The organism is Delftia sp. Cs1-4, assembly GCF_000214395.1.
GTDB classification, from domain to species: Bacteria; Pseudomonadota; Gammaproteobacteria; order Burkholderiales; family Burkholderiaceae_C; genus Comamonas; species Comamonas acidovorans.
Map to the genome: position 1 here is coordinate 4,025,982 of NC_015563.1, position 18,323 is coordinate 4,044,304.

An 18,323-nucleotide genomic window follows, 5' to 3' on the forward strand; every position below is an offset into this window, starting at 1 on the left:
ACAACGCATGAACAAGGCCATCGCATTGCTGCTTGCCGCTGCGGCCACCGCAGCCGCAGCCCCCGGGTTCGCCCAGTCCGACTACCCCAGCAAGCCTATCAAGCTCATCGCCCCGTATGCGCCGGGCGGCTCGGTCGATGTGCTGGCCCGCACCCTGGCCACGCACCTGTCCACGGAGCTCAAGCAGTCCGTGGTCGTGGAGAACCGGCCGGGCGCCAACACCATGATTGCCGCCTCGGCCGTGGCGCGCTCGCCGGCCGACGGCTACACCCTGCTGCTGGCCAGCAATGCCAGCATGGTCCTCAACCCCCTGCTCTACAAGAAGCTCAGCTACAACCCCGACCGGGAGCTGAAGCTCACCAACATCCTGGCCGAGGCCCCGCTGGTGCTGGTCACCAACAGCCAGACCGGCATCAAAAACGTGGCCGACCTCAAGGCCTACTCCAAGGCCCACGCGGGCAAGCTCAACTACAGCTCGGTCGGCCTGGGCAACCCGCTGCAGCTGACCACCGAGCTGATCAAGTCCCGCCTGGACGTGGCCGCCACCCACATCCCCTTCAACGGCAGCGCGCCGGCCCTCACCGCCCTCATGGCCAACGACACCCAGCTCATGGTGGACGTGGCCGGCACCTCCCTGCCCCACATCAAGGCCGGCAAGCTGGTGGCCATTGCCACCACCGGGCCGGAGCGCTCGCAGTTCCTGCCGCAGACGCCCACCATTGCCGAATCGGGCGTGCCGGGCTTCAGGGCCTCCACCTGGTTCGGCATTGCCGTGCCCGCAGGCACGCCAGCGGACGCGCGCAACACCCTGCAGGCCGCCGTCAACAAGGTCATGCTCAACCCCGAGTTCGCCAGCGCCCTGGGCAACCAGACCCTGGCCGCCAGAAAGCCCCAGACCCAGGCCCAGCTCGACGACTTCCTGGCCGCTGACGGCCAGATGTGGCGCAAGGTGATCGCGGACAACGCGATTGCGCTGGAGAACTGAAGCACTGGTGAACCGAGGCGCTAAGGCCCGGGCTCCCCGGCCTGCTCCACGAAGCGCAGCAGGCTGGCCCTGAGGAACTCGGTCATCACCTTGACGGCATGCGAGGGCCGCCGGTCCTCGGCCGTGATGATGTACAGCCGGTCGCCCAGGCCGGACACCGTCCAGTCCGGGCACACGCGCTGCACCGCGCCCGATCGCAGCTCGTCCATCACCATGTAGTTGGGCAAGGTGGCCACGCCGCTTCCCCGGAGCATGGACTGCTTGAGGAAGGGGAAATGCTCGCTGGTGATGCAGGGCTCGCACTTGAGCGCAATCTCCTGCTGCCCCTTTTTCACCGAGACGGCATAGGTCTTGCCGTCGCCGGGCGGCGTCAGCAGCACTCCGTGGGGAATCTCGGCAGGGTCGTGGAACGGCCGCGCCTTGGCATAGGCGCTGCTGGCATACAGGCCAAAGCCCACCGGCCCCAGGTCGCGCGCCACCAGGTGCTCCTGCACGTCGCGCGCCACGCGCACGGCCACATCCACCTGGGCGCTCATGGGATCGCTCACCCGGTTGGAGAACAGCACGCGGATGCGCACCTGCGGGTGCCGCTTCTGGAACGCCAGCAGCATGTCGGCCAGGTACAGCTCGCCCAGGCCCGTGGGAATGCTCAGCCGCACCGAGCCCGTCACCACATGCTGCAGCGCGTCGATGGCGCCCTGCGCCGCCTCCACCTCCTGGATGATGCTGCGCCCATGCTCGTACAGCACCTCGCCCGCCGCCGTCAGCAAAAAGCTGCGCGTCGTGCGGTGCAGCAGGGTCACGCCCAGCGCCGTCTCCAGCGACTTGAGCTCCTTGCTCACCTTGGAGCGCGTGATATCGCGCTTGCGCGCCGCAGCGCTGAGGCTGCGAGCGTCCACGATCTCTACGAAATTGCGGATGAGGTTGATGTCCATGGCTTGAGGCGGCAGGTCAGGCGGCCCGCCTTGTGCGCGGCCGCAGGCAACGCGCCCGGACCGCCACCCCCGGACTATGGCACCGTCACGACGCCTGGCCCCGCCACCCGTGGGCGCCTGGACACAGGGCTTTCCCCGGTGCCCGCCGCATCAGTCCAGGCTGATCTGCGACGAAGCGGCCACCTGCTTCCAGGTCGTCACATCCTTGAGGATCACCGCGCCGAACTGCTCCGGCGTATTGGCCACCACCGTGCCGCCCAGCTCCGCCAGGCGCTGGCGCAGTTGCGGATCGGCCAGGGCCTGCACGCTGGCCTTGTGCAGCTTGTCGCGGATGTCCTTGGGCAGGCCCTTGGGCGCCAGCAGGCCGTTCCAGGCCTGCACGGCGTAGCCGGGCACGCCGGACTCGGCAAAGGTCGGCACGTCGGGCAGCTCGCTGCTGCGCTGGGCCGTGGCCACGGCCAGCGGGCGGATCTTGCCGGACTTGATGTGCGGCAGCGAGGCCGGCAGCGGCTCCCACAGCATGGACACCTGGCCGCCGATCAGATCGGTGAAGGCCGGGCCAGCGCCACGGTAGGGCACATGCATGATCTGCACGCCCGCCTTGGCCTTGAACAGCTCCATGGCCAGATGGCCCAGCCCGCCCGCGCCCGAGGACGCATACGACAGATGCCCCGGCTGCGCCTTGGCCAGCGCGATCAGCTCCTTCAGATTCGCCGCCTTGACCGAGGGATGCACGCTGAGCACGCCCGGCACCGTGATCACCTGGGTGATGGGCGTGAAATCCTTCACCGCGTCATAGGGCAGCTTGGTGTAGACGGCCGGATTCGTGCCGTGCGTGCTGGACGTGGCGCCAAGCAGCGTATAGCCGTCCGGCTTGGCATCGGCCACGAAGCGCGTGCCCAGCGAGCCACCGGCACCGGCCTTGTTCTCCACGATCACCGAGGCGCCCAGCACCTTGCCCAGTTGCTGCGCGAACAGGCGGTTCACCACATCGGCCGTGCCGCCGGGCGGAAACGGCACGATCAGGCGGATGGGCTCGGCCGTGGGCCAGCCGGCATCGGCCGCCAGGGCCGACTGCGCGGGCGCCAGGGCGCCCAGGGCCAGGGCCGCCGTGGTTGCAGACAGGCTGCGGATCATGAAATTGCGGCGTTGCATGAGATTTTTCTCCTCGTTGAAATTCTTCGGGACCAGCACTCTCCAGTCACCGGCCCAGGCGCTCCAGCCAGGCCAGCATCCGGCCCAGCACCTCGTCGCCATTGGTGTCCAGCATGCAGAAATGCGAATTGCCGGTGATGCCTGCGGCCGGCAGGTCCAGCACCTCGGCACGGCCGCCCAGGCGGCGCAGCAGCTGCCAATACACATCGGTCTGCGCGCGGTACTTCTGCCACTGCGGGCTGTGCGCGAAATGGTCGCCCCACACCGCCAGATGGGGGATGGCCGAGGCAGGCGCGAAGGCATCCGCCCCCTCCTGCCCCTCCTGCCCCTCCTGCCCCTCCTGCCCCTGTTGCCCCTGCTGCCCTTCTTGCACCACCGGCATGCCCGTAGGCTCCACCCCCACCACGGCGCGCACCAGGTGCGGCTTGCGGACGGCCGCATGCGCGGCAAAGCCGCCGCCCTGGCTGTGGCCTATCACCACACAGGGGCCGAACTGCTCCAGCAGCGCGTCATAGGCCGCCATGGCCATGGCCTCATGCCCCAGCCAGCGCGGCACCATCTGCCGCACCAGGGCGTCAAAATTCTCATGTGGAAACCGCTGGCCGACGAAGGGCTCGCCCACACCGTCGCCCGAAGGCGCGCCATGGCCTATGCGAAACAGCGTCCATGCCTCCTCGGCACTGCGGAACACGGGCGCCTCGGCATAGATCTCGGGGAACATCGCCCAGCCCGCGCGGCCGCGCTCCACTGCATCGCAGACCACCACGTCGTGGCCGGCCTCCAGCAGGCGCCACAGCCAGCCCTGGCGGCCATCGGGCGTGGACTCCCACTGCGCACCCGTCATGCCGCCGCCGTGCCACAGCAGCACCGGCAGGGGGCTGCGCGGACGCGCAAGCCGGTACTCCATGGCGTACATCTGGCCCACGGCATAGCTGCCATTCATGTCCAGCGGCCGCTCGCCGCCATTGCGCACCACTTCCCTGTGCTGGATCGGCAGATCCCGCACCGTGCGCTGCGCACCGCCAATGAAATGGCTTTGCATCTTCCTGAGGCAAACTTCAGGCATAACAGGGCTTCTCTCGCATGCCGCCATGCTAGGCATGCCCCGCCTTGGTGCTGTGCCGATTACGGCGGCGCTGTGCCGGATCAGCACAGCCCTGGACCCACCCTACCCATGCACGAACTCAACCTCAAACTGCTGCAGGACCTGCAGGCCCTGGCCGACACCGGCAGCCTCTACAAGGCCGCCGAGCGCCGCCACATCACCCACCCTGCCTTTGGCCGCCGCATCCGCGCGCTGGAGGAATGGGCGGGCACGCCCCTGGTCGAGCGCGGCCACCAGTCCACCACGCTCACGGCCGCCGGCAAGACGCTGCTGGCCTCGGCCCATGAAGTGCTGGGCATCCTGGAGCAGACCCACGGCCTGCTGCAGCGGCCCCACCGCACGCGCGACGAAACCATCACCATCGCGGCCGGCCGCACGCTGTCGCACACCGTCCTGCCGGGCATCATCACCGCCCTCAACCAGGCCATGCCCCAGCTGTGCTGGAAAGTGGTCACCACCAGCCTGGACTACGGCGTGGAAATGCTGCTGCAAGGCAAAGTGGACCTGCTCATGTGCCATGCCCAGCCTGCCATCGAAGGCAGCCTGCAGGGCCACCACCTGGCCTGGCTGCCCGTGGGTCAGGACACGCTGATCCCCGTCAGCATCCCCCTGGTCCCCCAATTGCCCAAGTACGCCCTGCCCGCCCACGGCGGCGGCCCGCTGGTGCCCTACCTGGACTACGCGCAAAGCATGTCCCTGGGCAAGATCCTGCGCAGCCACCTGCACGAACTGTGCGACACCACGCGCCTGCGCACCGTCTACGAGGCCGACCTCGCCGACTCCCTGCACGCCATGGTCCACCAGGGCCTGGGCCTGGCCTGGCTGCCGCTCACCCTGGTCAAGACCGACCTGACCGAAGGCCGCCTGGCCCGCGCGGCCGGGCCCGACAAGGACGTGCCCATCAACGTGCGGCTCTACCGGCGGCCTGCGGCCCAAAGCAAGCCGCTCACGCGCAGGGTGTGGGCGGGGTTGGAGAATCTTTATGGGAGGAGTCAGAAGTCGTGAGCAGTCAGTCTGACCCGTAGCGTTCGACCTTCACGTTACTCAGCGTCTGCGAATTTAGAGCTGCAGAACTCATCCACCATCGCCTTGAACATCGGGCTTTGGCCAGTCTCTGCGGCCACCAGCGTACTGGCAGCATTCGAATAGAAAGCGCGATAGCCGGAATAGGCACCGGCTTCATTCTTGCCATCAATTTTTCCGCACAGCGTGGGCTGTTCATCCACGTTGCTGATAAACAAGTCCTTGAAGCGTGCAGACTGGGGATTCTGGAGCTTCTTGGATGTACTGATCTTCGCGTTTGCCACGAAGCTCTTCCAATTGCCAGCGGCGATCTGGCCCACTGCCTGTTCATTGGATTGGCGCTTTTCCTGCGAGGATTTCAAATCAGCCTTTGAGAACTTGCGCCCCATCACGCTGGCCTCTTCCACCTCCGCACTGGTCTTGCCCACGGAGCACACCAGCTTTGCGCCCATGTAGTTGAACTCAAGATTGATGCGATCGTCCTGTGCAAACGTTCGCATCTTGTCGTCCACGGGAGAAGCCGCTTCGGGGAATGTCTTGAGGCACGCCTTTATCGCACTGTCGCGATTGGCCACAGGTGCGGCGGCAACGCTCAATGCCATCTGCGCAACGGCCATTGCAATGATCAGCTTCTTCATGTGTTCCGCTCCCTTATTCAATTGATTCACTCATGCCCGACTTGGGCGCGGGCATCTTATCAGTTGCATTTGAATCATTCGCGCAATGGACGATGCGGATTCCCACTTCGGATTGCATCCCTTCATCACTTGCCAAACAGCTGCTTCCCAAAGCCTGCATTCGGCCTCGCAGACACACCGAATCGCTGCCCCGCCCTCCGCACCCTGCGGCATCAGGCAGGCCACATTGCAGGGATGGAAGCTGCCCAGGACTTTCCCCTTGGCCCCGCTGCAGCCTTGAACTAGCATGGCCTGCACCGCCCCGGCCGGGGCGGCTCTCCTTTGGGCATCGATGAGCTTTCCCGTTCAGATTCCGATCCGAGTCCCCTGCCCTCCGGGCGCCTGCATCTGCGAGCACGACGCCCTGCTCGCCGACTCCATGGCCGACCAGCGCATTCTGCGACTCACCAGGGAAGAGGAAAAACGCCTGCTGCTACGGCTGGAACGCATCACCAGCCTGCAGGACCTGCGCCATGTGGAGCAGCGCATGTATGAGCAGCTCGGCATCCGCGTGCGCATCGAGCCCGGCGCCAGCGAAGTGCGCACCGTGCGCGGCATACAGATCGAGGTCTTGCCCATGCGCGGGCTGTGCAGCAAGACTCGGCAGGCGATTCCTGCGGCGATTCGGCGGGGGATGGAGAGGACGCCTGAGGTGGCGTTTGAGTTGTTGGATGAGGGGGGGTTGTTTGGGTAAGGATTGGCAACCTCGACCGACCAGGAATCACTGGTTTTCCGCAAGGCGCTCAATTCCAGCTTTGCGACTGTGGCCAGAAGCTAGCTCCAGACCTCCTCTGTCAGACGCCTCAACTCATCAACCGCCGCAGAAAAAGCCGTCTTGTCAAATACTGCTCTTTTATTTCCCGCTACCCATTCAACCGAAACAACAATACCATTTCTCACATCGATAGCACGTCCGATTCTCGCCCAACTCACCGCTTCTTCATCAACCAGCTGCTCTACCACCGCAACAGTGCAATTCATATCCATATCATCTGGACAGATCATGATTGGCACTATCGTCGACGAATTTTTATTTTTTGGATTCAAAAGATACCAAGCATTTTGCAAATCGCACTCATCAATAAGCCACCCTTGGGCCGGGACAAGGCCACCCACAGTATCTTCTCCAAAGACAGCCGAGCAATCTGCCTCTTTCAACCATAACTCAAGCGGCACCCCGTCAACCACCAGGACAGGATGGGGAGCCTTCGCGTAAAGCGACATGTGCATTACAGCTTCAATAACGTTCATGTGGTGCCAAGATTTCATTTTCAGTGTCCATGACGATCGATTGTCCTTACCGCGCACAGGTCCCGTCAACCTCCTTCACCCTCCGTAGGCTCACCATCCCTGTCGCGTGACCCATACGGGCACTCCGCCCGAAGACATGCACGCCATCGCGAGGCGACCTGCCACCATGCCTACTCACCGCCACCGCAAACGCTGAGGATGCATGGCAGCACGCCTGAATCAAGATGCCAAGCTCCTCATCATGCGGCACAATCAGCCGACAGCGCCCCTGAAGCCAGGTTTGAATCTACTGGAAGCACCAGCCACCCGCCTCCAACATGGAATGCCCCATCTGCACAAGCACTGATTTTCATCGCCCCGCGGAGAAATCTGCAATGGAAATATGGCACTGCAAAAACTGCGGGAATGGATGTGCAGTGCGTTGCAATTACATCCCCGATCTTTCGGACGTGAAAGGCCATGACCTGTTCGTTGGAACGGCATCGGTTTCCACAGGTATAACGGGCCTTAAGGCATTGATCCAGTTAAAGAAAGCTCTTTCATTTGCAGAGCATTTTGTGCCTGCCAGACTTGATGAGCAGCACCGAGCCGGGAAACTCCGTTGGGACCTAGGATATTTTCTGGATTTTGAAGTCCAACAGGCCGAAGCAGAGTGCGAACGAATCGGTATAGCTGCGTTATTCAATAGATTGGTCTAGGCGGGCTTGATGCAGATGACAACCGGCGTGCGACGACTGACAATGCCAGTCCGTGGCACAAGCTCCTGAGATCAATCACAATCAATACGGCCGCATGGAGATAACAATGGCATTCAAGATAAATGCAGATACAAGAACCACGATCGAGAATATTCTTGGTCGATCCATCGAAGCGGAGTGCGGTGATCTGGCCAATTATGGCGAAATCGTTGACAAGGATCTGGAGAGTTTTCGGCGGCTCTGGCCCACCGGCGCAGTGATCACAGCCAACTATCTTCTATACAGGCTGGACGGACGATACGGCCTGCAAAAGGCGATGATGTATATACATCATGTGATCGGAGTTGAGGACATGACGGCGGATCAATGGCTAAAGCAAATGTTGACACTTGAGCAATAAGATGTCGAGAACTGCTTTCGGCCGATCAGACGCATCTGCGAAAACTCAGTAAAAATCACTAATTAATAAAACGTCAGACATATGGTGGCTCTCATGTCCTGGGGCGCCGAACATCCACCCATGACATTCCAGAAGACATGAATATTGAGGCACTGGCAGAAATTTTCCATGATGGCAGCAACGGCCTGATTACATCCATAAGTCGTTCAGAGAACAATGAACTCTTGATTTCGATCGAATGCGATGACTGGAAAAATTCACGGATACGCAGAGAATTCAAAATCGTGTGCAAGCAATGGCTGGACACCGACGTGTGCATTTGCAGTGCAAATGCAATATCCGTATACCGGGAGCACCCCTTGCTCCTGAACCGCTCCGGAAGACAAGGCAGCCTTTACTTCTCCTCGTGCCCCCAGGATCCTTACCAAATTTATGCCTATATTTGGGAAATTCTTCATCACCACTACAAAGGCTGGCTGGCCGCATCCAGAATGATGCCGGGTTCACCGGCATCCTTTCATACACTGCTGACTGGAGGCTATGGCTTGCTCTTGCGCGGTCCTATCTCTGTCCTCACCAGCGTTCGAGATCGCATTGGATCCGATTTAAAAACACAACTGATCGACACGCATATCGTCGAAACAAGCGCGGTTGTCCTGGAAATTGGAAATCACTTCGTAATATGCGAGGAAATAGAAGTGATCGATCACAATGTCTGACCACTTCATCCAGAGGATGTCCGTCGACTGAGCCGTCCGCATCCGGCTTCTGACGGCCAGATGGGGGATTCACCACGGCACTGCAGTTGAAAGTACCTTATTGATGTCCTTATACATTGCCCATTTCCTCATGAAGGAGGAGAACGCTTCGCTCAGCACGCAGCCACCTTACGACGTCAACCGCAGAGAGAAACGCCATTTCATCGCGTCGCATCTGTTCGCTGCCAGCGATGCCGAGGCAGCCTACGATCGCGCCATAGGCATGCTCCCCGGCTTGAGCGACGCAAATCACGATGGGCCCGGTGATCGAACGAACGTGGAGCCTGTTGGCATCTTCGACCTTGACGAGGTATTCGTCGCTGAGGGGCAGGTCGTAACCGGATTGAGCCAGCCATACGGTATCGATGTCGGCATCCGGTTTATCGAGGAATTGCTGTGTCAGCGCACAAGAACCAAGCAGGAGCTGACTGTCTTCGCCGGCCCTAGGGATGGCAGGGCAGAGCAGCTCTAATTCCCCAACATCCTCGCACGTGCTCCTGAGATAGCCCCCTGATTCCCCGGCCCCGTCTTATCGCTTATCTTTGAAGATAGGAACAGGACTGTGCATATGACTAGGCATACGGACTCAGTAGAAGTAGTCGTGAAGGGCCAGCGCCGCAGGCGCTGCTCCCTCGCAGAGAAGGCGGCGCTGCCGCTTGGTGACGCTGATCTCCGGCAGGTCGGCCCACAGCACATCTTGAACAGCATTACGAACGTGTGGTGTGAGCGCACCGGATTCAATGAGACCATGGGCAAACTGCGGCAGCCCCTCGTCGGGCAGTGCATCAAAGGAAGCATACATGTGATCTCGTTTGGAGCTTCCCTCATGAGGAAGGGGCAGACCGATGCTCTCGCAAAGCTCTGGTATGAGGCGGTCTGGCCCCCCTATCCTTCATTTCGCCGACAACTGGCCGTAACAGCAATCGCGACTCTAGATAGTTCATACCCGTCCGTCTTACAGGCACCGCCTCCAGCTTATGGGCCTGAGGATGGAACGGCAACGACTCCGTCGCCGCGGGTTAGCTGGGGAGTGAGAGCTTTGTCTAACAGGCAGTGCAGTCTGAAGGTTGGTCACTTGAGTCACTGGTGGCCATTGGCCCACGGAGATGCTGCGATCATCCCGGTCTATGGCCGCAGCTAGCTGGCAGTTGCACCCCAGAACGGGCCTCAAGGCATCCCAATCCGGCGATGAAGGCACGTTGCGCGCGGTGACCACGGCCTAGCTGGCAAAACTATTGCCTTCTATTCAGAGAAATTGCATATACTTCCCTAATCATCGAGGAGATTTCTGTTGAGCCAAAAAAGTGAACCTGTGCCTTCTATTCATTCACATGTTTCCGATCTCGCACTGCAGCTTCACGAAGAGCGGCAATTAAAACTTCGCGTGAATCTGGCACCCGGACAGGTATTGGAAGAGAACAATTTTCCGACAGGCTGCAAACTGATTGATGGTGCGATTGAGTTTGAATCGCTCGAAGTACGCAACACGATCATTGCAGCAGCAGCCTACAAGCGTCTTAGCGCCACATCGGAGATCGACACCAATGCGCTGTTTCAGCACGCCTTTGAGCTGTGGCGCAAGGAGAACGGACGCAGCGATAAGGCCTCTGGACGCTTGCTCGCACTTGCCGCCGAGAGCATGGATGTATTTGCCATTGGAGCACAGCGGATTCGATCCGGCTCGGATGTATTTGACGTTTTGCATCTCATCGAAGCTGCCCTCCCCTACCTAGAAAAAATCCCTGCGTCTTCCATCATTGATCTGCTGGCCGCAAAGTACGAGCCGACCAAGAATGACATGGTCGCAGGAAGAATCAACAGATTCCTAGAAGAGTGGCTTGAAAAAAGACCTGAAGTTGCACGTGAGCTGCATACCAAAGTTCTCGAAAACCTATCCGAAGAGACCTCAAGCTTGCTTGGCAACGCTATCATTGCGTTGTCTAAGTCAGATTATGCTGCCGGTGTCGAAATGGCGAGAGCTGATACTCGATCCGATATGCTTATGCAAGCGCAGGTGGGCACTTGGACCTTAGGGCGTCTGCTGCTGGATGAGCACGCGCAGCCAGAAGCAATCAACGTCGTAGTGGAATCCGTGCTCAGCCTAATCGAAAGCGAGCAACCTGAAATCAGGTCGCAGGCAATCAGAGCTGCAGTTGGCGCAATGCACAAAACGTCCGAATTCGACTCTCTTTTGGAAAGACTAGCGGAAGATGATGATCAAGACGTACTATGCGCCGCAGCCACCGCGCTATTTCAGAAAAGCAAAGAAATTCGCGAGCGCGGCATTACACAGCGCTGGCTCCAACTGCTGACAACGTTAAAGCCGGAATTCACAGGGGCAGTTCGAGAATTGGACTATGCAATGTCGCAGTTGCTCTCTGAACCGGGTCATACCGAGATGGTGGCTTCAATGCTGGGGCAGTGGGCGGCCAATCACGGCTCGCTGGCTTCAACAGACTCGAATATCGCTGAACTCTTCGATGACACGATCCGTGAACTATCCGGCTTCGAGGAAAGCTGGTCATTGCTGATAACGGACTGGTTGCTGAGCGATGAACAAACACACGCTGCTGCGCTGGCAGAAATTCTTTCCCAATTCAACGACCATTCGGCAACAGACATCAAGCTCAACAAGAACCGCCTGAACGAACTCTCACCGGAGGATCTTTTATTCCTTGCCCGACGCATGTTGGGCTATGTACATGACAGAGCACAGTTGACCTCACTGGCCCTGTCCATGCTTCAGTCAAACGCCCCGGAGAAACGCATTTACCCCGTGCTATGGTCGCTGCTTGTCGAAGAGATCGGCTATGACTACCCTGGGAGTACGGTCGATGCCCTACACAAGGCGGCAGAGGAGATATTACCGGCAGGCCATCGAGACTTTCTACGAGCGGCGGCTGACTCCATCAGCCAAATAACTGAAACGCAAAGAGCTTTGCCCTCTATCAATGAACTTCGGCCGCCAACAAGGTTGCGAAGGCTTTTTTCTCGAGCTCGAGAAAAACAGATGAACAATTCGCTCGAAGAAGCGAGGAAGCACTCTCCCTTACGACAAATTGTCACTCAGATACCACTCAAGGCAGGGGCTGGGACTTTCAACTACCACCACTCCAGCTACGGTCCATCGACGAAGCTTTCAACAGTGTCTCATTCGATCGAATTACCGAGGCGTGAGGCTTTTGATCCGATCGGAAACTCTATGCGCCATTTCGAGCTTATGCTTGCCAAGCGAGGTGAACCATGAGACTGATTATTTCGCAGTTCCTACGCACGTTGCGGGAGCGTGACGAATTCGATCGACTGCTGCCAGATCTGCTACTAGCAATGGGCTACATTCCCCTTGCGAAACCCCAGACTGGTGTTCGGCAGTACGGGGTCGATCTGGCTGCTGTGGGCAAATCGCTCGTCGACGGCATGGATGAGATGCTGCTGTTGGTCATTAAACAGGGGGATCTTGGACGACGCGACTGGGACAACGGTGAACCTACTTCGGTTCGCCCTAGTCTGAATGAAGTGTTGGACGTCTACTTGACGAGGCTTGTACCACCGGAGCACAACGGACTACGAAAGACCATCATTCTCGCGACGACCGGGGATCTGAAACAGGACGTCGAAATGAATTGGACGGCTTTCAAAGAGTTGAACGCCACGAAAGCAAGCTTCGACTTCTGGGGAGCGGATCGAGTATCTGACCTAGTTGAGCGCTATCTGCTCGATGAAAACCTCTTTGCGCCAAGCGATCGATCCGATCTTCGGAAGTCACTTGCCCTGGCCGCCGATCCAGAGTACGAATTCAGTGACTTTAATCGCCTACTGCTTCGACAATTGGACTTAACGGCTGCTGGTAAAGCAGCCAAGCCAGATATTGATCTCAAACAATTGCAGAAGGCTTTCCGCCGCGCTCATCTCGCAGCGCAGATCTGTGCGCGGTGGGCCCAGGTAGACGGTGATTCGCGACAAGCACTCTGGATCAATGAACGTATCCTTCTATGGGCTTGGCACAGGGTGCAACTCTTGGATGCCGATGACAGATCCAAATTCTATCCTTCGATTGCGGGAATGTGGGATTCTTACATCCAGGCTGCAGCCAGATACCTCGAAGTGATAGCACCGCATTATCATGTGCGCGATGGCATGGCCGGATACGGTAGCGAAGGGGCGGCTTTCGCAATTGTCCTATTTGAGCACATTGGCCTTATTGGCACAGTCGGTCTTGCATGTCGCCTGAAACAAGGAATCAACGATGAGGATAACGCAACCATCAAAGCCAATGTCTCTGCGATAGCGGATGGTCTTTGTGCACTTATCAAGAACCATGGGGCAAGTGCTTCACCGCGTCTTGATCGGCACATCATAGACATTTCGCTAGCGCTGACATTTCTGATACTGGCAGAGCGACGTCAGGAAGCTGAAACTTGGGTTGCCGAAATTGCTAAACGCCTAGACTACTGTTTCAGGGCTCGAGCCAAGTTTCCTATTGCCTCGGATTCACTCGAAGACCTAGTGGAGGTGGAGGTCAACCCGAAGGATGTTAGCTTGGTGCAGAAACTAATGCGCACGTCTTGGTCACTCGCGACAGTGGCAGCATGGTGCGTGATCTTGGATTTGCGTGAGCATTACGCAGCACTTTCGCAAGGCGTCGCGGGACCGTATAAAGAGGTATGCGCCCAGTTGTGGCATCCAACCAGTGACTGGCCCACGTACTGGTACTTTGGTGGATCACTGAACCATGGAGAAACCGAGGCACCATACGCCCTACCTGCCACTATTGATGAAATGCACAAGAGGATGACCGATTTCCTAGCCCTAGAGAATTATGACTGGATTGCGTCATCACCTAGCCGCGATGTCGGTATCTGGGCTATCGATTTCATCGCATGCCGTCACTTTCGTACACCAGTCCCAGCATCAGCTTGGTATCGGCTCGTAGACATGACTCCTCATCGGAGTCCAAAGCCATAGGCAAAGCGGAGCCGTCCACAACTTCGAACAGCAATAAAATATATACCCACATACGATATTACCCCCATGAGACCAACTCCTAAAGAAATAGGTGCGTCCATCGATGCTCACCGGGCCCACCCGGAGGTTGATCTGAGAGCGCACAGCCGGAACAAGCAGATTGAACTAGCCATGAGTCTGAAGGGGCGACGCGCTATCTATTTGGACCTCAAATTCTGGATCGGAATTCGAGATGCACAGGCAGTTGGTCATGCGCTTCATCCCTATAGCACCCTGCTATCTTCACTCCGCGAGGCCGTGGCAAATGGCCGTGCGTTCTGCCCCATATCGGACAGTTGCTTCATGGAGGTTTTCAAACAAGCTGACATAAACACGCGTCGGCTGACTGTCGCGCTGATTGATGAACTGAGCTTGGGCGTCACGCTCGTGGCGTTCGATCTTCGTATAGGCACCGAAATTGCGCATTTGCTACATGCAGCACTCACACCGGATCAGGTATATCCGCTAGACCAGCTCGTCTGGACCAAGCTCAGCTATGCGCTAGGCTATTTCAGCCCGCCGATCGACATGTTCGATGAGCATACCGGGAGGGCAATCGAAAAAGCGTTTTTTGATCACATGTGGACCATCCCTTTGGGTGAAATCGAACAGTACATTGGCGATTTAATGTCCAGTAAAGATCCTGGGCATCAACATCGCCTAGCTCACACTCTGAACCAGGATATCGCAGAGCACGCCTTGGGGATCAAGAGCTTCAAACAGGTCTATGAGGACGAACTCATTGGCGTGATGGATCTTTATGCTGGCCGCGCCGCAGACATCATGTGCGATATGGCCCCACCATCCCTCGGGCCGCGCCCAGCAAAAGACACGGCCGAATATAAGACTATCGAACACCACTGCCTTGGCTTGTTGGTGGGATCAATGGGCTCCAGTAAAGGCAAGGCCACACTGCGAACGCTGCATATCGAGACATCTATACATGCGGCCGTCCGCTGGAATAAAGGTCAGAAGTTCAAAGCTAACGACTTCTTTGACATCCAGCATGCGGCCGCGGCAGTTGGTTACTGTGATGCTTTCTTTACGGAGCGCTCGCTCGCCAACGTGCTGACCCGAAGTGACCTGGCTTTAGACAAGCTCTATGACTGCACTGTCGAATTCACGCCCACTGCTGCCGTGGAGTATGTCAACACGAAGGTCTAAGCAGCGCACTCACCGCGCAGTCACTACATACCCCGTCCGTCCCAGCTCTCTTTAGCAAATATCGAAATTTACAGCCAACGACTCTTGAGGGGCCACACAGCAGTCACTTGAGCCCGAACAACGACCGGCAGCAATAGGGTCGCAAGCCGCCTTCCACGCAACCCGAACGCCCTACCCCTTCAACACCTCGCTCACCCTCTTGCGCACCGCCCTGCTCGCCTGCCCATACCTGAGCAACAACTCCGCCACCTCATCATCAGTATCCGAATAGAAAAACGCCATCGGAACCTTGAGCACTTCCGCCAGCTTGCGCACGGTCAGCAGGTCCGGCTTGTGTTTCCCCAGCTCATAGCGATTGATCCGCGCACTCGCCACAAACGGATCGATTCCAGCTTCAATTCCCAGCATTTTTTGGGACAGGTCTGCTGCAAGCCGAGCTTGCTTGAGCCTCGCGCCCCATTGTTCATCTGCGTCTGACATCTCGTGCTTTCCAAAAGCTACGAGACTCGTAGTTATGCTGTATTCTCGATACTACGAGTTGCGTAGTTTTCTAGCCTGCAGCCACGAATCGCTACGGAACGTCCTCGCCGCAGCACGGCGCTTCGACACAGGAGCAGCAACCCATGAAGCACATCCCCCCATCCCCTCCCCCCGAAAACACCCACGCCCAGAAGCTCGCAACAGCGCTGCATGAAATGGACCGCTTCGTGCAGCAAGGCTGTGCCGAGGTTTCCGCCCTGGCCCAGCTGGCGCTGGCCTGGCTGGAGATCCCCGAAGGCCATCAGCGGCTGGACGTGGTGGCGCAGGCGCTGGTGACCATTCGCAACAGTGCTGAATCGCTGGCGGAGTTCGCGGGCAGTGAAGCCCGGGTGATGAACTGCGAGTACGAGGACCAGGCAGAGGTGCGCCGCAGCGAGGCGGCCAAGGTGGCTGCCGAAGAGGCCGGGCATGTGTACACCGTGGTGGGGCCTGCGGTGGCGCGCGGCGTCAGGTAGTCCCGGATGCACTGGGTCTGCGCCCCCTTGCACCCTGCACGGCCGTCTATCCCTTGCGCGTGCGAAACAGCAGCCACAGCAGATACACCCCGCCCAGCAGCCCCGTCACCAACCCGATGGGCAGATGCAGGCGCACGGGTGCCCACTGGCTGAGCATGTCGGCCGCCAGCAGCAGAACGGCGCCCATGGCTGCTGCCGTGAACAGGGGCACGTCGGGCGACAGGCCTAGGCGCCTGGCCACCTGGGGCGCGGCCAGCGCGATGAAGGCGATGGGCCCCGCCGCTGCCGTGGCGATGGCGGTCAGGGCCACTGCAGCCATCACCATGGTGAGCCGCGTGCGCGGCACGTTGACGCCGAGCTGGGTGGCGGCATCGTCGCCCAGCTCCAGCAGGTTGATGCGCCGGGCGCACCACAGCACGACGGGCACGATGGCGATGAAGCCCAGCGCGGCGGGTACGACATGGGCCCAGGTCCGCGCGCTGAGCGAGCCGGCCAGCCAGCGCTGCGCGGCGACGGCCCGGTCCAGGTCCCCCATGACCAGCAAGATGGTGTTCAGGCCCGAGAGCGTGGCCCCCACGCCTATGCCCACCAGCACCAGCCGGTAGCCGCCGCCAGCACGCCGGCCTCCGGACAGCGCAAGCACGACCGCCGCCGTGGCCATGCCCGACAGCACGGCGGCCAGCGATGTCCACAGCGGCCCGGCGTCACCCAGCACGATGAGCGCAATCGCCCCGCTGGCCGCGCCGGTGGTGAAGCCGATCACGTCCGGCGAGCCCAGCGCGTTGCGGGAGATGGACTGGAAGATGGCGCCCGCCATGCCAAGCGACGCGCCCACGAAGACGGCCGTGAGGACACGCGGCAGCCGCACCCGCTGCACGATGCGCTCTGCTGCGGGGTTGGAGCCCGTGCCCAGCAGGCTGTCCAGCACTTCGGCGGGGCTGAGGGACAGGGTTCCCGTGCCCAGCAGCAGCACACCCAGCACCAGGGCCAGCACGACCAGCGCCAAGCCCACGGCCAGCGGCCTGGGCCGCCAGAGAAACGAACAGGCTCCCCAGCGCACAACCGATGTGTTCACGGAGGTCTTCATAGCCTGCTCAACCGGTATCTGCACGCCACCCAGACAAAGAACGGCCCGCCGATCAGGCAGGCGACGATGCCCGCAGCCACTTCTGCAGGTGCCGCGACGACGCGGCCCAGCACATCGGCACCCAGCAGCAGCACCGCCGCGTAGAGCGCGGACAGCGGCAATATCCAGCGGTAGTCCGGCCCGCACGAGAGGCGTGCAAGATGCGGCGCCACCAGGCCGACGAAGGCGATGGGCCCCACGGCCGCCGTGGCCGCCCCGGCCAGCAGCATGACCGCCAGGCAGGCCAGTTGCGCGGTGGCGCGCACATTGACGCCCAGCGCCAGGCCCACGTCATGCCCCAGCGCCATGGCGTTGAGCTGGCCGACGATGGCCCAGGCCGCCGCCAGCCCCGCCGCCACGGCGGCCGCCAGCACGGCAGCGCTGGCATAGCCGCTGCCCTCCAGGGAGCCGGCCGCCCAGTGGCGGAAGCCGTCGAAGACTTCCGGGGGCGCGTTGAGCAGGATGATGCCGGCGCTGGAGGTGAGCATGACCGACAGGCCGGCCCCGGCCAGGACCAGGCGCACCGGGTGCGCGCCCGCGCCCCGGGACTGGCCGAACGCGAAGACGGCAGCGCCCGCCAACCCCGCGCCGGCAAAGGCGCACCAGACGTACTGGAGCACGGACGTCAGGCCGAAGGCCGTCATGCCGATGAGCACGGCCAGCGCCGCGCCCGCGTTGACGCCCAGCAGGCCCGGCTCCGCCAGGGGATTGCGGGTGACGGCCTGCATGAGCGCGCCGGCCACGCCCAGCGCCATGCCGGCCAGGATGGCCACCACGGTGCGGGGCATGCGCAGCAGGCTGACGATCAGGTGCTGGTCATCACGCAGGTCCGGAGCCCGCAGCGCGCCGAGGATGTCGGCCAGCGCAATGTCGCGCGAGCCGACGGTGATGCCGAGCACGGCGATGATGGCCAGCGCCAGCAGCCCGCCTGCAAGGCCCAGCCAACGCCTGCAGTGCCGGGAGGACCGCGAGGAGGACCGCGAGGAGGAGCGCAAACAGGAGCGCTGGGCAGGCCGCGCCGCCGCGCCTTGGAGCCGTGCACGCATG

General features: G+C 60.4%; 19 protein-coding genes. 10 read left to right on the top strand and 9 right to left on the bottom strand.

The genetic code is table 11. From position 1 onward, the window contains the following. The first annotated feature begins 7 nt into the window (after positions 1–7). Positions 8–985, top strand: coding sequence for a tripartite tricarboxylate transporter substrate binding protein (locus tag DELCS14_RS17560; RefSeq protein WP_012205004.1), 978 nt, complete (start codon positions 8–10; stop codon positions 983–985). A 20-nt stretch (positions 986–1,005) separates the two neighbouring features. On the opposite strand, the gene DELCS14_RS17565 is transcribed toward DELCS14_RS17560, so the two are convergent. The 3 genes from DELCS14_RS17565 to DELCS14_RS17575 all read right to left on the bottom strand — a co-directional run bounded on the left by DELCS14_RS17565 (position 1,006) and on the right by DELCS14_RS17575 (position 4,117). Beyond that, positions 1,006–1,920, bottom strand: a complete 915-nt coding sequence (locus tag DELCS14_RS17565; RefSeq protein WP_013802854.1) for a LysR family transcriptional regulator — start codon at positions 1,918–1,920, stop codon at positions 1,006–1,008. A 150-nt stretch (positions 1,921–2,070) separates the two neighbouring features. Further along, positions 2,071–3,075: a tripartite tricarboxylate transporter substrate binding protein BugE gene (locus DELCS14_RS17570; protein ID WP_013802855.1), complete on the bottom strand. Its 1,005-nt coding sequence runs from the start codon at positions 3,073–3,075 to the stop codon at positions 2,071–2,073. Positions 3,076–3,121: 46 nt separating this feature from the next. Next, on the bottom strand, positions 3,122–4,117 hold the full coding sequence (locus DELCS14_RS17575; protein ID WP_013802856.1) for an alpha/beta fold hydrolase: 996 nt from the start codon (positions 4,115–4,117) through the stop codon (positions 3,122–3,124). A 132-nt stretch (positions 4,118–4,249) separates the two neighbouring features. Between DELCS14_RS17575 and DELCS14_RS17580 the strand changes: the two genes are divergently transcribed. Then, complete coding sequence (locus tag DELCS14_RS17580) at positions 4,250–5,185, top strand: LysR family transcriptional regulator (RefSeq protein ID WP_013802857.1); 936 nt, start codon at positions 4,250–4,252, stop codon at positions 5,183–5,185. A 35-nt stretch (positions 5,186–5,220) separates the two neighbouring features. Here DELCS14_RS17580 and DELCS14_RS17585 read toward each other — a convergent pair whose 3' ends face one another. Continuing rightward, positions 5,221–5,841 carry a hypothetical protein gene (locus tag DELCS14_RS17585; protein WP_013802858.1) on the bottom strand — a complete coding sequence of 207 codons (621 nt, stop codon included), beginning with the start codon at positions 5,839–5,841 and terminating at the stop codon, positions 5,221–5,223. A gap of 331 nt (positions 5,842–6,172) precedes the next feature. Here DELCS14_RS17585 and DELCS14_RS17590 point away from each other — a divergent pair, with 331 nt between their 5' ends. Then, entirely contained in the window at positions 6,173–6,574 is a 402-nt protein-coding gene (locus DELCS14_RS17590; RefSeq protein ID WP_013802859.1) for a hypothetical protein, read from the top strand. A gap of 80 nt (positions 6,575–6,654) precedes the next feature. On the opposite strand, the gene DELCS14_RS30085 is transcribed toward DELCS14_RS17590, so the two are convergent. Next, a complete protein-coding gene (locus DELCS14_RS30085; RefSeq protein ID WP_013802860.1) occupies positions 6,655–7,131 on the bottom strand; it encodes a hypothetical protein in 477 nt (158 codons plus the stop codon). 804 nt (positions 7,132–7,935) lie between these two features. Between DELCS14_RS30085 and DELCS14_RS17595 the strand changes: the two genes are divergently transcribed. The 3 genes from DELCS14_RS17595 (at position 7,936) to DELCS14_RS17600 (ending at position 9,459) form a co-directional block, all read left to right on the top strand. Further along, positions 7,936–8,229, top strand: a complete 294-nt coding sequence (locus DELCS14_RS17595) for a hypothetical protein (RefSeq protein WP_013802861.1) — start codon at positions 7,936–7,938, stop codon at positions 8,227–8,229. A gap of 137 nt (positions 8,230–8,366) precedes the next feature. Next, positions 8,367–8,948 carry a hypothetical protein gene (locus DELCS14_RS30715; protein WP_013802862.1) on the top strand — a complete coding sequence of 194 codons (582 nt, stop codon included), beginning with the start codon at positions 8,367–8,369 and terminating at the stop codon, positions 8,946–8,948. Positions 8,949–9,078: 130 nt separating this feature from the next. After that, positions 9,079–9,459, top strand: coding sequence for a hypothetical protein (locus DELCS14_RS17600; RefSeq protein ID WP_157158295.1), 381 nt, complete (start codon positions 9,079–9,081; stop codon positions 9,457–9,459). A 114-nt stretch (positions 9,460–9,573) separates the two neighbouring features. On the opposite strand, the gene DELCS14_RS17605 is transcribed toward DELCS14_RS17600, so the two are convergent. Continuing rightward, positions 9,574–9,789: a hypothetical protein gene (locus tag DELCS14_RS17605; protein ID WP_013802864.1), complete on the bottom strand. Its 216-nt coding sequence runs from the start codon at positions 9,787–9,789 to the stop codon at positions 9,574–9,576. A 489-nt stretch (positions 9,790–10,278) separates the two neighbouring features. Here DELCS14_RS17605 and DELCS14_RS30720 point away from each other — a divergent pair, with 489 nt between their 5' ends. From DELCS14_RS30720 to DELCS14_RS17610, 3 genes are all read left to right on the top strand, one after another. Continuing rightward, positions 10,279–12,234 carry a HEAT repeat domain-containing protein gene (locus DELCS14_RS30720; RefSeq protein ID WP_013802865.1) on the top strand — a complete coding sequence of 652 codons (1,956 nt, stop codon included), beginning with the start codon at positions 10,279–10,281 and terminating at the stop codon, positions 12,232–12,234. After that, on the top strand, positions 12,231–13,952 hold the full coding sequence (locus DELCS14_RS30725; RefSeq protein ID WP_013802866.1) for a hypothetical protein: 1,722 nt from the start codon (positions 12,231–12,233) through the stop codon (positions 13,950–13,952). The genes DELCS14_RS30720 and DELCS14_RS30725 overlap by 4 nt, the downstream gene beginning before the upstream one ends. 66 nt (positions 13,953–14,018) lie before the next feature. Then, positions 14,019–15,155, top strand: coding sequence for a hypothetical protein (locus tag DELCS14_RS17610; RefSeq protein ID WP_157158296.1), 1,137 nt, complete (start codon positions 14,019–14,021; stop codon positions 15,153–15,155). 171 nt (positions 15,156–15,326) lie between these two features. On the opposite strand, the gene DELCS14_RS17615 is transcribed toward DELCS14_RS17610, so the two are convergent. Continuing rightward, the gene (locus DELCS14_RS17615; RefSeq protein ID WP_013802868.1) at positions 15,327–15,635 is read right to left on the bottom strand and encodes a helix-turn-helix transcriptional regulator; all 309 of its coding nucleotides are present in this window, start codon (positions 15,633–15,635) and stop codon (positions 15,327–15,329) included. 143 nt (positions 15,636–15,778) lie between these two features. Here DELCS14_RS17615 and DELCS14_RS17620 point away from each other — a divergent pair, with 143 nt between their 5' ends. Continuing rightward, complete coding sequence (locus DELCS14_RS17620) at positions 15,779–16,150, top strand: hypothetical protein (RefSeq protein WP_013802869.1); 372 nt, start codon at positions 15,779–15,781, stop codon at positions 16,148–16,150. A gap of 46 nt (positions 16,151–16,196) precedes the next feature. Here the strand turns inward: DELCS14_RS17620 and DELCS14_RS17625 are convergent, their stop codons facing one another. After that, a complete protein-coding gene (locus DELCS14_RS17625) occupies positions 16,197–17,237 on the bottom strand; it encodes an iron chelate uptake ABC transporter family permease subunit (protein WP_013802870.1) in 1,041 nt (346 codons plus the stop codon). Then, positions 17,234–18,322, bottom strand: coding sequence for an iron ABC transporter permease (locus DELCS14_RS17630; RefSeq protein WP_013802871.1), 1,089 nt, complete (start codon positions 18,320–18,322; stop codon positions 17,234–17,236). The genes DELCS14_RS17625 and DELCS14_RS17630 overlap by 4 nt, the downstream gene beginning before the upstream one ends. Position 18,323 lies beyond the last annotated feature (1 nt).